Annotated in this window: 10 protein-coding genes, 1 tRNA gene and 1 pseudogene; 6 read left to right on the top strand and 6 right to left on the bottom strand. The window is 40.7% G+C overall.

Annotated elements, in window-relative coordinates:
- Positions 1-23 precede the first annotated feature (23 nt).
- From FTU16_RS06465 to FTU16_RS06490, 6 genes and pseudogenes are all read right to left on the bottom strand, one after another.
- The gene (locus FTU16_RS06465; RefSeq protein ID WP_180162932.1) at positions 24-161 is read right to left on the bottom strand and encodes a hypothetical protein; all 138 of its coding nucleotides are present in this window, start codon (positions 159-161) and stop codon (positions 24-26) included.
- A gap of 536 nt (positions 162-697) precedes the next feature.
- Positions 698-1099: pseudogene (locus FTU16_RS06470) on the bottom strand (guanosine-3',5'-bis(diphosphate) 3'-pyrophosphohydrolase); the annotation flags it as partial.
- Positions 1100-1255: 156 nt separating this feature from the next.
- The gene (locus tag FTU16_RS06475) at positions 1256-1942 is read right to left on the bottom strand and encodes a GntR family transcriptional regulator (protein WP_180162933.1); all 687 of its coding nucleotides are present in this window, start codon (positions 1940-1942) and stop codon (positions 1256-1258) included.
- A 2-nt stretch (positions 1943-1944) separates the two neighbouring features.
- Complete coding sequence (uca, locus tag FTU16_RS06480) at positions 1945-5544, bottom strand: urea carboxylase (RefSeq protein ID WP_180162934.1); 3600 nt, start codon at positions 5542-5544, stop codon at positions 1945-1947.
- Between the two features lie 19 nt (positions 5545-5563).
- The gene (gene atzF, locus FTU16_RS06485; protein ID WP_180162935.1) at positions 5564-7378 is read right to left on the bottom strand and encodes an allophanate hydrolase; all 1815 of its coding nucleotides are present in this window, start codon (positions 7376-7378) and stop codon (positions 5564-5566) included.
- Positions 7379-7838: 460 nt separating this feature from the next.
- A tRNA-Arg gene (locus FTU16_RS06490) sits at positions 7839-7914 on the bottom strand.
- 188 nt (positions 7915-8102) lie between these two features.
- Between FTU16_RS06490 and FTU16_RS06495 the strand changes: the two genes are divergently transcribed.
- From FTU16_RS06495 to FTU16_RS06520, 6 genes are all read left to right on the top strand, one after another.
- Positions 8103-9038 (top strand): ABC transporter ATP-binding protein, encoded by a 936-nt coding sequence (locus FTU16_RS06495; protein WP_180120765.1) that lies wholly within the window; start codon positions 8103-8105, stop codon positions 9036-9038.
- The gene (locus FTU16_RS06500; RefSeq protein WP_180162936.1) at positions 9035-9808 is read left to right on the top strand and encodes an ABC transporter permease; all 774 of its coding nucleotides are present in this window, start codon (positions 9035-9037) and stop codon (positions 9806-9808) included. Before FTU16_RS06495 ends, FTU16_RS06500 begins: the two co-directional genes overlap by 4 nt.
- Complete coding sequence (gene queF, locus FTU16_RS06505; protein ID WP_180162937.1) at positions 9808-10626, top strand: NADPH-dependent 7-cyano-7-deazaguanine reductase QueF; 819 nt, start codon at positions 9808-9810, stop codon at positions 10624-10626. The genes FTU16_RS06500 and queF overlap by 1 nt, the downstream gene beginning before the upstream one ends.
- Before the next feature lie 17 nt (positions 10627-10643).
- Positions 10644-11294: a hypothetical protein gene (locus FTU16_RS06510; protein WP_078191986.1), complete on the top strand. Its 651-nt coding sequence runs from the start codon at positions 10644-10646 to the stop codon at positions 11292-11294.
- A 789-nt stretch (positions 11295-12083) separates the two neighbouring features.
- The gene (gene mltB / locus FTU16_RS06515) at positions 12084-13085 is read left to right on the top strand and encodes a lytic murein transglycosylase B (RefSeq protein WP_180040104.1); all 1002 of its coding nucleotides are present in this window, start codon (positions 12084-12086) and stop codon (positions 13083-13085) included.
- A 286-nt stretch (positions 13086-13371) separates the two neighbouring features.
- On the top strand, positions 13372-13986 hold the full coding sequence (locus FTU16_RS06520; protein ID WP_180162938.1) for a septal ring lytic transglycosylase RlpA family protein: 615 nt from the start codon (positions 13372-13374) through the stop codon (positions 13984-13986).
- Positions 13987-14119 lie beyond the last annotated feature (133 nt).

Here is a 14119-nt window from a genome sequence, read left to right on the forward strand (position 1 = left end):
GCCCTCAAATGTGAGGGCTTTTTTTATGCAGCTTGGCTAAGGCGTTCACTGCGTTTATATAACCATATCAACACTAAAGACGGAATAATAAATCCAGCAGCCACCATGATGCCATGTAGGATTGAGGCATAAGGTTCAGCAAGCATGGCCACATATTTCATTGGAGATGTCAATGGATGGAATCACTTTAAAAGTCTCGAAATCAAGCATTTCGAGATATTCTTAAATGACACTCAGCATCTAATTATCTAGATAAAATTCATCAATCAAAGGTGATTTTATTCTATTGCTGATGCAATCTATCTAATCAGCCTTCAGTTTCCACGCGATAAAAATGATTTTGCATAAAGACGCAAAACATAGAGGCAAATAATTGCCGATCTTGTTCAGTTTGAAAGATGCCCCCGAAATAGTCTCGATCTATGGTTAAAATTAAATTTAAGAATATTGCCTGCTTGGGAACCACTCCCATTCTTTGGCAATATGCAAAATATGCACTGACATCTTCAAATAAAATCCACCATTCCTGTGGACTTCCAATCTGAATGCCACCTAATGAATGCTCTAGATCAAACATCGCATTGAGCAGATACTGAAAATTTTGCTGTGAACTTTGAAATTGAAATCTCGGATAATCTGTTGTTAGATTTAATTCGATCAGATGTAAATGGACGCTCCGAGCACGATCTAATCTACGTTTAACTTTTAAATATTGTTGATAACGACGTCGATCTTTTGCTGTGACCAAAGTTAAGCGAGACAAATCCATATTGTCGTGTAAATCACTGAGTTTCACTTCACACGCTATTGCATTTTTAGCAGTACGCTGCGCAGCTTGAAATCGGTTCTCACCTGTTGTTTTAGTCAGTGCCTGTATTGCGTCGATAATATGGGCTTGAAAACCTAAAGCATGAAGCTCATCCGTCGTTGTCTCTGTATCTTCTAAAATGTCATGTAATACAGCGACGATTTTAGCGTCGGGATGTTGCACATTTTGCATCACACGAAGTGGATGCTGAATATAAGCTTGACCCGCTTTATCGACTTGTCCGAAATGGCGTTCAGTCGCCAAAGAAATCGCGTTTTCTAAAGTTGAAATAAAGAATCTCCCCTTCGTGGTCTTTTTTATTTTTCTCCATCATATTAACCAATGAATACAGATATTTGTAGCTCTAAGCGCTACTTGAACGACACAGATTGACTCGTAAAATACACTACCGTGGCTTATCGTGAGCTAGATCTTTTGAAAATACTTCTATGCCATTCGTGCCAACATTTCCAAAGTAATTTTTTTCACCTCTTTTTTACTTTGCTGAATATGGCTGCGCATTTTCTCCAATGCCACTGTCACATTATGTCCAAGGATCAATTGTAAAATCTGTTGATGCTCTGCATAAGTGGCTTCTATTCGATAATCTTTAGAAAAGTCTAAACGTCGAATAATACGGATTTTTTCACTGACATCCCGATGCACTTTCGCCATTTCACTATTACCGATTGCCTCAACCAATTGGCAGTGAAATGCTTCATCTTGCATCGATAAAGTTTTTAAATCATGCAAAAACTGCTCAGGCGGAATACACCACACATTTACTAAGTCTTGTAAAGCCTGTTTGAGCTGAGTTGATTCCATTTTACAAAGTTGCTCAATGGCATAGCACTCCAGCAAAATCCTTAAATCATACAGTTCTTCATAAGCTTTAAAGTTCAGCGGCTTCACCTCCCAACCGCTACGAAAATGTACTCTTACATAGCCATCTTGCTGTAAACGGTATAAAGCCTGACGTACGGGTGTACGGCTCACTTCATACAACTCGGCAATTTCAGATTCGGTAAAACGTGCGCCCGGTTTGAGCTGGAAATCAAAAATATCGTTTTTTATTTTTTGGAAAACCAGCTCAGACAAGTTGTCTGAGCTTTTCCCAACAATGGCTGAGGTCATATTTATTCCATATAAACCAGCGGCTCACCGCTATGTACCGTTTGTCCTGCACGGCAAATAATCGCTTTCACGATACCGTCATCATCGGCATAGACTGGAAGCTCCATTTTCATCGCTTCAATAATGGCTACAGTATCGCCTTTCTTCACAGACTGTCCAGCTTCGACAAAAATTTTCCAAATGTTGCCGGTCATCGACGCATTCAAGGCTGCAAATTGGCTATAGTCGGTATCATCTTGCAGGGTTTCCATTTCCGCAGGTGCATCAAACTCATCTTTCCAACGCGCAACTTCAGTTGTAAATGCCTGCTGCTGCTGTGCTTTAAATTCGGCAATACTGTCCTTCTCTGTTTCCAAAAAGGCTTGATAAGCTGCAAAATCAAATTCAGTTTCTTCAATTTTGATTTCAGCAACGCCATTGGCAAAGTCGGCACGGAATTGATCCAGTTCAGCTTCGGTTACTTCGTAATATTTAATTTGATCAAAGAAGCGTAAGAACCATTGCTGATCGCCAAACTGCTTGTTCTTTTTAAACTTATTCCAAATTGGCAAGGTACGGCCAATCAATTGATAACCACCCGGTGAGTCCATGCCATAAATACACATGTACATCCCGCCAATACCGACTGTGCCTTCTGCGGTAAAGGTACGTGCAGGATTATATTTCGAGCTGAGTAAACGATGACGTGGATCAATTGGCACGGCACAAGGTGCGGTTAAATACACATCGCCCAAACCTAAAATCAGATAATTGGCATCAAAAAGAATGTCTTTGACTTGCTCACGGCTGTCTAATCCATTAATGCGCTGAATGAAATCGACGTTATTTGGCAACCAAGGCGCTTTGGCACAGACACTTTCTTGATAACGTTCTACAGCCCCTAAAGTTGCCGAGTCCTCAAATGCCATCGGCAAGTGAATAATACGGGATGGAATTTTGATTTGGCTCAAATCCCCCATCTCATTTTCCAGCCCCAATAAGAATTGAATCAAATTCGCTTGGCTGAAACGCAATCCATCATATTTAATTTGCAGTGAACGCACACCCGGTGAAAGCTCTAAAATGCCATCAATATTCGCTTCACGAATGAGCTGCATCAGCCGATAAACGCGTAAGCGTAAAGCCAAATCGAGAACGTTTTCGCCATATTCCAACAAGATATAACTGTCACCTGCCTGACGATAAACCGCTTTTGGAGCATACGCATCTGCTTCACGCACAGCCAATATCCCTTCAGACTTGCATTCAAAATTGAACAACGCTGACTTTTCAGGTGCTTGAGCAAAGTTTTGGATATCGGCAATTTGCTGAACTTCCAATGCATTGGCTTGCTCAACGCTCATCGGGTAGAAACTAATGCTGTCATCCGCTTTAAGCTGACCAATTTTCCAAAGTTCCGCTTTGGCAATCGTCACTGGGCAAACAAAGCCACCGAGGCTTGGGCCATCTTTAGCCAAAATCACGGGAAAATCACCAGTGAAGTTAATCGCCCCAATGGCATATTCACAGTCATGCACATTGGATGGATGTAAACCTGCTTCACCACCATTTTCACGTGCCCAGCTTGGTGTCGGGCCTGTTAGGCGAATACCTAAACGGTTTGAGTTAAAGTGCACATTCCATGTTGAAGCAAAGAATTCTTCAATATATTCAGGTTTAAAGAAATCTGGTGCACCATGCGGGCCATAGAGCACGCCAATTTTCCATTCTTTGCCATAGCTTGGAATACGCTCTGCTGCCAAAGCTTGTGGTGCTGCTGTAGCAATTTCCAATCCATCCAAAGGCAGGCTAGGATTGACCATTTTAATCATGTCGCCTGCGCGCAGCACTCGCCCTGCATGACCGCCAAAATTACCCAATGCAAAGGTTGAACGGCTACCTAGATATTCAGGTACATTTAGTCCGTTGCGGATTGCAAGATAAGTACGGCAACCCGATTCAACTTGTCCGAGTGCCAAAGTTTGCCCGGCTTTGATGCTGATCGGCTGCCCAAAATCGACATTCACACCATCTAGGGTCGCGCTGCATGGCGCACCTGCAAGGGCTATAATGCTATCGGCATGAAATTTAAGACTTGGCCCTTGTAAGGTAAATTCAAAGCCTGCTGCCGATTTTGGATTACCGACAACTTGATTGGCCAACTGAAATGCATAATCATCCATCGGGCCTGATGGCGGTACGCCGATATCCCAATAACCGACACGCCCCGGATAATCTTGAATCGTACTTTGTGTACCTGGTTGCAGCACTTCAATTACATTTGGCACGTATTTAAAGTCATCCAGCAGACGTGTCCAGATTTGCATATTTTCAAAGCGTGCATCAGACACTACGGTATGCGCATAATCTAAGTTGGTGCTGATGCCATTCAGACGGGTTTCAGCCAAGGCTGTTTTTAACTTAGCAACCGCACTGTCTCGGTCTGCAGCATGCACAATAATTTTGGCAATCATCGGGTCAAAATATTGTGAAATTTCTGTGCCTGTAGATACCCACGTATCCACACGGATGTCTTCAGGGAAATATACATCCGTGAGTACACCCGGACTTGGCTGGAAGTTTTTCACTGGATCTTCCGCATAAATTCGCACTTCAATGGCAGCGCCATTGGGCTGAATATTGCTGAGTTTTTCCCAATCTAAAGCATCACCTGCCGCCACTTTCAGCATGCATTCAATCAGGTCTAAGCCCGTCACCATTTCAGTGACTGGGTGTTCAACCTGCAAACGGGTATTCACTTCAAGGAAATACACTTCATCACGGGCAGCATCATAGATAAACTCAACCGTACCTGCGCTGCGGTATTTCACCAATTGACCAAGCTCTACAGCAGCACGGTGCAATTTTTGACGGGTTGCTTCTGGTAAGTGCGGTGCAGGTGTTTCCTCAACGACTTTTTGGTTACGGCGCTGCAATGAACAATCGCGCTCCCCAAAGGCAACGACTTGACCTAAACCATCACCAAAAATTTGTACTTCTACGTGACGGGCTTTATCGACAAAACGTTCGAGGAAAACACCTGCATCCTTAAAGAATTGCTCGCCTAGACGCTTTACACTTTCATACGCATCTTTTAATGATTGTTCATCATCACAGCGGGTTAAACCAATTCCGCCACCACCTGCGGTGCTTTTCAGCATGATTGGATAGCCAATCTCTGCAGCAGATGCGAGTGCTTCATCCAAACTTGCCAATAAACCTGTGCCTGGTGTCATGGGTACATTGGCGGCCGCAGCCAATTCACGTGCACGATGCTTCAAACCAAACTCTAAAATTTGTTCAGCCGTTGGCCCCATAAAAGCAATGTTATTTTCCTCACATGCACGGGCAAAGTCGGCACTTTCAGATAAAAAACCATAACCGGGAAATATTGCTTCAGCGCCAGTTTGTTTGGCTGCTTGAATCAATTTTTCAATACTTAAATAAGTTTCTGCAGGTTTAACACCTTCAAGTGAAACCGCTACATCTGCATCTAACACATGCTGTGCATAACGGTCGGTCTCTGAATACACGGCAACAGATTTCACACCTAATTTTTTTAGAGTACGAATCGCACGAACAGCAATTTCACCACGGTTTGCAATTAAAACTGTTTTAAACATGATTATTTCCCCGATTTTTTTAATTTGATTTTGCTGTTGTTGCTTGCAGTGATTGGATATAAGCGCGCCAGCCGCCAAATTCACTGATATTTTTTGCACCGTTTAGGCCATAAGGTTCACAAATAAAGCCTTTCACCCAACGTCCATCGGCAAGCTCGACATTGCCCATACCTAGTGGTGTTGGAATTTCGGCGACAAATTCACCAAAGCGTGCTTTTGGAATATCCCAAAGCTCGACAATAATTTTTTGACCCGCTTCCTGACGCGCTAAACCTGGTTTCGGCGGTACTGTGCCCGGCAGTGCATAGAGGGCGTAATCGGCAGAAGTCGTTGTGGTTTCAACATGCACGGCTTGGCGTGTTGTCAGTTGGAAATTGAGTGGCATACCTGTGAGATGTGCGCCTACAACAGCAACACGAAAATGCTGTGCTGATGGTGCAGAAATGACTGAAGCTGCGTCAGGCAATGTTTTAGCTACTGCACCCAGCGGTAATTGCAGGTGGTTTTGCCATTTTTCTGCAAAGTCTGCTAGAGCCGTATCGTGCCAAGCCGGCGCAATGAATGTGATTCCAAAAGGCAGCCCGTCGGCACGAAAGCCTGTAGGTACAGCGATGGCACTGAGGTCAGCTAAATTAGTAAAGTTGGTATAGGTGCCAAAGTGGCTATTATTTTCAATTGGCGCTTCTGCCATTTCAGCCAGTGTGTGAATGGTTGGCGAACTTGGCACCACTAAAGCATCAAATTGCGCTAAGGTTTGCTGAATTTGGCGTGCCAAATCTTGCTTTAAATATTCGGCGTTATAAGCATCCACCGCAGTGTACTGCTGCCCTTTTTGAATAATTTCTAAAACTGTTGGATCAAAGTCATCTGCATGGCTGTCTAAAATTTCAGCTACGGCTGCCGTACGCTCTGCTACCCATGACCCTTGATACAGTTGTGCAGCCAATTTTGCAAAAGGACTGAAATCAATTTCAGTTAGTACTGCACCTAAGTTTTTTAATTCAGTTAGTGCTTGCTGAAATGCATCAGCAGATTGAGCATCGCCAAAAAATTCTAACTGTTTTGGAATGGCTAACTTTAATTGTGCGCTGAACTTTGCAGGCGCTGTTGCTGGGTTCACACGTGAATAGCTGTCGGTTACATCAAAACCTTCCATAACTTCTGCCACTGCAGTTGCATCAGCGACGGTTAAGGCAAAAATTGAAATGCAATCTAAGCTTTTACACGCAGGCAATAAGCCTGTATTTGAAAAGCGACCTTTGGTTGACTTTAAACCAACAATATTATTAAATGCTGCGGGTATACGCCCTGAGCCTGCTGTATCTGTACCGAGCGCAATCGGGACTAAACCGCGCGCCACCACACTGCCTGAACCTGAACTTGAACCACCGCTTACAAAGTCAGAATTAAAAGTATTCGGCACTGCACCAAATGGCGAACGTGTACCGACCAATCCTGTGGCAAATTGATCTAGATTAGTTTTGCCTACAATAATCGCACCCGCTTGTTTTAAGCGTTGCACCACAAAGGCATCTTCAATTTTGATTTCGGTAAATAATTTGAATGCAGCCGTTGACGCAAAGCCCACCACATCAATATTGTCTTTAACTGCGATAGGCACACCAAATAAAGGCAAAGCAGTAGCATTCTCAATTTGTTTTAAAGCTTCAATCTGCGCAGTTAATTGCTCTATAGAGGCAATGGAAATCCATGCTGGATCTGCATGATCAAATTGCTCGACCAAGGCATATAAGTCTTCGAGTTGAATTGTGTTATTCGTGTAGCCCGCTTTCCATTCCGCTAAAGTCCAGCCTAAAGTTTTTATTGAGTTCATTGATGTGCTCATTCTTGTATCCAAGTTTGAATACTGTATTGCACACATCATGCCAAAATTAATTTTTTATTATTTTTCAATATCTTAATATTAAAAAACAATCATTTCCCTATTTTATTTAGGCAATACAAAACGATAAGTGTTCTATTAAGTTTCCAAGCTCCACTATTTTGGTGCATGACTTTTATAATCGTGTTTTCAATAGATTCTTTTCATTTAGATGCGGATATAAATACAGTGAAATTACTATTGCCACTATTTATAAGCTTTCAATTTAGATGTTTTGTATAACTTGGAATAAATAACCAGCGAAACATTTTAAATTTAATATTTTTGGAAACAGATACATCAATGATGGCGAAAGCAATAATAGTCTTAGAGATTGATCGGGTTGAATAGAAAAGTAGTAAAAAAAAGCTATTGATTCGCAAAATTTAGTTAAACAGTCAAAACTAAAAAATGGTGCGCTCAGCGGGACTCGAACCCACGCCACAGGCTTCGGAGACCTGTACTCTATCCAGTTGAGCTATGAGCGCTTATTTTGGATTGCGCACATCATAACAAAAAAAACTGTAAGGTAAAGCAACTATCTAGATGTTAGGTATTTTTCTGCTTAAGCTTTATACAACGTTCTATTTTTAAAATGCAGAATTCCATACGATTTACTTGGTTTATTTGCCCCGATATCGCACAATACTCACACTATTTATAGAGTGAATTATTTATGACTGATGCACTAACGTTAAAGCAGCTGTCAAAAACCTATAAAAATGGGTTTCAGGCGCTTAAAGGTATTGATTTAACAGTACCCGAAGGTGAATTTTATGCACTTTTAGGTCCCAATGGTGCAGGAAAATCTACCACGATTAGTATTATCAGTTCACTTACCCGTAAAACTTCAGGTTCTGTTGAAATCTTTGGCCATAATTTAGATACCCATCCCTCGCATGCAAAGCAGTGTTTGGGCGTTGTCCCTCAAGAATTTAACTTTGGTCAATTTGAAAAAACATTTGATATTTTAGTGACTCAAGCTGGTTATTACGGTATTTCCAAAAAAATTGCAGAAAAACGTGCCGAGGAATATTTAGAAAAGCTTGGCCTTTGGGAAAAACGCAGTACCCAAGCACGTATGTTATCGGGCGGTATGAAACGCCGTTTAATGATCGCTCGTGCCATGATGCATGAACCTAAACTACTGATTTTAGATGAGCCGACTGCTGGTGTTGACATTGAGCTACGCCGTTCGATGTGGGATTTCCTCACAGAAATGAACGAAAAAGGTACGTCTATTATTTTAACGACACATTATTTAGAAGAAGCAGAAATGTTGTGTCGTCGAATCGCAATTATTGACCGTGGTGTAATTAAAGAAGACACCAGCATGAAAGGTTTCCTTAGTCAGCTGAATGAAGAAACATTTATTTTCGATCTAGCCGAACCCATTGAACCGATCCATATAGAAATTATTGGTGTCCGTTTCAACTTAGTAGATCCTGTCACCTTAGAAGTCACTATGGATAAAGCCCATACCTTAAATGATTTATTCCAACTCATGGAATCACAAGGTATTCAGGTTCGAAGTATGCGTAATAAATCTAACCGACTAGAAGAACTGTTTGTCCGTATGGTCGAAAAAAATCTTGAAGGTGCAGCACAATGAATTTTAACCAACTGTGTATTGCCCTCTACACCTTAGTGTATAAAGAAATTCGCCGTTTCATGCGTATTTGGCCGCAAACCCTTCTCCCACCGGCAATCACCATGAGTTTGTACTTTCTGATTTTCGGTAATTTAGTCGGTTCACGCATTGGGCAAATGGGTGGTTTTAGCTATATGCAGTTCATCGTGCCCGGCTTAATTATGATGGCGGTCATCACCAATAGCTATGCCAATGTGTCATCCAGTTTCTTTAGTGCAAAATTTCAAAAAAGCATCGAAGAATTAATCATGAGTCCAGTACCGTTACACATGGTGCTTTGGGGTTATGTGATCGGTGGCGTTTGCCGTGGTGTTTTAGTCGGCTTTATTGTTACTGCCATGAGCCTATTTTTTACTGAATTACACCTGACTAATATATTTATAACTATATATACAGTTCTCATTACTTCGCTGCTGTTTTCTCTTGGCGGATTTATTAATGCTGTTTATGCAAAATCTTTTGACGACATTTCGATTATCCCGACTTTCGTCCTGACTCCGCTGACTTATTTAGGCGGTGTTTTCTATGCCATCTCATCACTGAGTCCTTTTTGGCAAAATCTCTCTTTAATCAACCCTGTCGTGTATATGGTAAATGCATTCCGCTACGGTATTTTAGGTCATAGCGATGTGAATGTCGGCATTTCACTGACAGTAATTACTGCATGTTGCGTTGTACTTTATGGCGTGGCGTATCATTTACTTTCTCGTGGTTCAGGAATGCGTGAATAATGAGTGTAGAACAATCCCTTTTAGGTAAAGACACCAACTACCCAACAGAATATCAACCCGATATTCTGTTTCCGATTGCACGTGCCACTGCACGTGAACAATATGCCCATGTAGAAGGCATCCGCCAAGGTACAGACTGGTGGCATGTTTTTGAAATTTCTTGGTTAAATGCTTCTGGTGTGCCTCAAGTCGCTATTGGCCGTTTAACTTTGCCTGCAAGTTCAGACAACCTCATCGAATCCAAATCTTTAAAGCTCTACTTTAATAGTATGAACTTTACCAAATTTGATTCTCAGGCAGCGTTTAAAGCAACTGTTGAAAAAGACTTATCTGCAGCAGCCAATGCTGCTGTGACTATTGATCTTTTTCATGTTGACGATGTTGAAATTTCAAAACCGCAAGGCATCTGTATTGATGACTTAGAACCCACCCAGTTAGAAAATCATCCAAATGCAGATTTGCTCTCTTTAGATGAAGATGCAGCGCAAGAAGAAGTTGAAATTCAACTTTATTCACATTTATTAAGAAGTAACTGTCCAGTCACGGGTCAACCTGATTGGGGAACGGTATTTATACGGTATAAAGGTACTAAGCCTTGTTATCGTAGTATTCTGGCTTATATTATTTCTTACCGTCAGCATAATGGTTTCCACGAACAATGTGTCGAGCAAATGTTTGCCGATATTTGGCAACATTTAAAACCAAGTCAGCTGATGGTATATGCTGCCTATACACGCCGTGGTGGATTGGATATCAACCCTTGTCGTGTATCGGATTTAACATGGATGCCTCGCCCCATTCGATTGGCGCGACAATAAAAAAATTGAGGTTAGTGATGCCATTTTTTGGTTTTATTCCTTCTGAGGAACTTCTAAGCAGTATCCAAAATGGTCACGCGAAAAAAAATTCGAGTGAACCCCTTTATCCTTTACGTGATAAAACAGCTTTGCTGATTAATGAAGAAATCATTGGTGCAACTATATTAGCTCCTGTTCATCTGTTTCCTGCAAGCGATAAGCGCGACACAGCAGAAAAACTGGCTGGCTATGTCAAATCAACAGTCGCTGTATTGTTAAAGCAGCTATTGGGTAAATCTCCGAATGATGTGGTGAAACAATCCATTGAATTTTCAGAACGAAGTTTATTTCAAGACGCGACTGGCACTTATCGTGTAGGTCTAAGTTTAGATGCAGGACTAGTCACTAACCTTAAAAATAGTTATGCGGAAATTAAATCGGGCGCAGATATAAATAAAGCTGCTTTTGGTGAACTGTATAAACAGTTTGCTGAAGCTGCAGTGCGTCATTTTATGAATGATTTTAATAAAACACTCGATTTAGGCATGATTAAACGTAAAGCAGCCGATATCGGTTCTTCTGCCGTGATTAAAGCTATTCATATTGCAATTGATAAGATTTTCCCAAATCTAACCAAAGAAGAGCTAAGTGCCCTTGCAGAAGCACATGATGCGATGTTTAACAAATAAATCTCGCTTTTCGTCAAAACCTAGCTTCAGCTAGGTTTTTTTATGGCTAAATGCATAAAATCGAATCCCGATACAATGACTATATATAGTCATGCAAACACAGTTCTAGAATATGAACTGATCTCAATTAAATGACAGTACATTTATATGTACTATTTTTAAAAATACACACAGAAAAGAAAGAACCTGATTACAGATCATATTTTAATGTTAGTTGTCATTTTGGCTTAAATTTCAATGCGTCCATTTTAATATTCAATCTCTTTCTTTTTTATCATTCAGTCTATATTTCTACTATATATAGCGACGTTTTCAACAGCTTTGAAGCGTTAGCGAAAACACCCATGAGGTGAATACGCCATCACATGCATATAGATGTTTTTAGACCTGTGCTTTTCTAACCCTGCCCCCTTCGTTTTTTGGATTTTACTTTGCAAAATTTGTAGCTTCTAAACAGTATTTCGCAACGCGATAAAGTTTATTCGTTCTGCGTTTTTATGACGCATGAGTTTTAGAGTCATCTATATTTCAAATGATTTGTGAATATTTGCAAGTTATGTAAATGAATATGTCACTTTTCAATATGTTAACTGCGAAAAAACCCTTTGCTTTGTCTTTTTTTGTATATCTATTTATGAAAGCATGCGCTGTCAGTGGTATCTTAGTTGCTATTGGTAACGTTTACCTTTAATGAGCTATGAAACCAGAAGGTCATCACAATTTTCAGGATCTTTTCCCCTCGAAATTTTGTTCATACTCATCGCTAAAGCAACTGGAAATTTTTTATTTATGCTAAATCGAAATTTTTATAAAAAACTATCACATATTGCCATTATGGCCGGTTCAATTTCACTGACCAGTTTTTGTCAGGCTAACGACTTCCAATCTCATCCGGCATATGCAAGCTTTAAACAAAATGCAATGCAAACCTATGGTCTGAGTGAAAATCAAATTGATTGGGCAATGCAAGGCAGTAAAAACCTACCTAACATTATTAGCATTATGAATAGACCTGGCGAATCAAAGCCTTGGTACCAATACAAAACCAACTTTTTAGCTGAAAGCACAATTCAACGCGGTGTTCGTTTCAAAAGTCAATATGCCGACACTTTAAATCGTGCAGAACAACAATTTGGTGTGCCTCAATCCGTGATTTTAGGCATTTTGGGTGTTGAAACAGGCTACGGCAGCAATAAAGGTAATTTTATCACCCGTGATGCTTTGGCGACCCTTGGTTTTGGCTATGAACGCCGTGCACAATATTTCCAAGATGAACTTGCTGCACTGATTGCTTGGTCATATAAAGATGGTGTTCCAACCAACTCTGTCGTCGGTTCATATGCAGGTGCTGTGGGTTATCCTCAATTTATGCCAAGTAATATTCCAAAATTTGGTGTCGACTACGATGGCAATGGTCATGTTGACCTGCGTAATTCGGCTGTCGATGCCATTGGTTCAATTGCAAATTATCTAGCAAATTATGGTTGGCAGCGTAATCAACCGATTGCTTTTGCTGCTCGCTATAGCGGAAACAACCCAGATGCTATTATTGCAAAGGATTTAAACCAGCCAACACCCTATGGTGTACTCAAGGCTCAAGGTGTAACCCCTATGAATCCATTGGTAAAAATCGATGATCTCGATTTGGTCAATGTCATCCAATTGCAAGATAGTTATGGACCAATTTATTACATCACATATCCAAATTTTCAGGTCATTACAACCTATAACAAAAGCCGTATGTATGCGACTGCGCTATGGCTTTTAGGCACTGAAGTTACCAGTCGATAAGACTGGTTTTTCCCCATAGAGCAAAAAAGTCAACAAATATTTTCATTAAAATGAGCATTTATTCGACATTTTACACACCTTGTTACATTATTGATTATTTTTTAACCAACTATTGTTAATTTTTTAGACATTTTCAAAGTATTTTAATTAAACACTAGACAGCCTATTGATGGCATGAATATTATCCATCTCGTTAAATATAGTTGCAAAAGTGAAATATCAGACGTGTTTACATGGATATCAGCGACTTAGTTGAACCAGTAAATATGCCATTGGGAGATAAACAATGCAGTCATCAATTTTTAAATATGCCTTAGCGCTTGCCACGGCAGTTGCGCTAAGTCAGTCACAAGCTGAGATGGTTCAGTCATCATCATTCAATCATGATAATGACAACTCGCGTCTTGCAGCTCGTGTATTGAATAAAGAAGCTCAAAGCTTCAATTCAAACTTTACGAATTTAAGTAGCCTTTCAATCACTGAGCGTTCTGGCGATAAAATTCGTCGTCAAACAATCGCTGCTAAAATCGAAATTCCTGAAGATGAGCCTTCAGTGATTGAAAAGTTAAACACTGTTGCATCGAATACTGTTCGTAAGTTCACTCAAACAGGTACTGCTTCTTGGTACGGTCGTCAATTCCACGGTCGTAAAACAGCAAGCGGTGAAACGTTTGACATGAACGCACTTACAGCAGCACATCGTAGCCTGCCACTTAATTGCTTTATTCGTGTTACGAATCGCAATAATGGTAAAAGCGTCGTGGTGAAAGTAAATGACCGTGGTCCATTCCATGGTAACCGTGTTCTTGATTTATCTTATGGTGCTGCTAAGCAATTGGGTATTACCAGTGCCGGTACTGCAAACGTGAGTATTGAGCGTGTAGACGGTCCAAATTCTTAATTCTCCAATGAAGTGACTGCATTTAACAGACCACGCCTAGCGTGGTTTTTTTATTTGTAGCCTCTTAGCCTTTCAAATCATCAGTAATCCTGATTTTGACCCTTCCTCCATTCTTGTTTATATTGGAGTCCTT

The organism is Acinetobacter sp. YH12069 (genome assembly GCF_013419675.1).
Classification (GTDB): Bacteria; Pseudomonadota; Gammaproteobacteria; order Pseudomonadales; family Moraxellaceae; genus Acinetobacter; species Acinetobacter amyesii.

Coding starts and splice junctions, on each gene's coding strand:
- FTU16_RS06465 (WP_180162932.1), bottom strand. CDS start 161: ATGAAATATGTGGCCATGCTTGCTGAACCTTATGCCTCAATCCTACAT.
- FTU16_RS06475 (WP_180162933.1), bottom strand. CDS start 1,942: ATGACCTCAGCCATTGTTGGGAAAAGCTCAGACAACTTGTCTGAGCTG.
- uca (WP_180162934.1), bottom strand. CDS start 5,544: ATGTTTAAAACAGTTTTAATTGCAAACCGTGGTGAAATTGCTGTTCGT.
- atzF (WP_180162935.1), bottom strand. CDS start 7,378: ATGAACTCAATAAAAACTTTAGGCTGGACTTTAGCGGAATGGAAAGCG.
- FTU16_RS06495 (WP_180120765.1), top strand. CDS start 8,103: ATGACTGATGCACTAACGTTAAAGCAGCTGTCAAAAACCTATAAAAAT.
- FTU16_RS06500 (WP_180162936.1), top strand. CDS start 9,035: ATGAATTTTAACCAACTGTGTATTGCCCTCTACACCTTAGTGTATAAA.
- queF (WP_180162937.1), top strand. CDS start 9,808: ATGAGTGTAGAACAATCCCTTTTAGGTAAAGACACCAACTACCCAACA.
- FTU16_RS06510 (WP_078191986.1), top strand. CDS start 10,644: ATGCCATTTTTTGGTTTTATTCCTTCTGAGGAACTTCTAAGCAGTATC.
- mltB (WP_180040104.1), top strand. CDS start 12,084: ATGCTAAATCGAAATTTTTATAAAAAACTATCACATATTGCCATTATG.
- FTU16_RS06520 (WP_180162938.1), top strand. CDS start 13,372: ATGCAGTCATCAATTTTTAAATATGCCTTAGCGCTTGCCACGGCAGTT.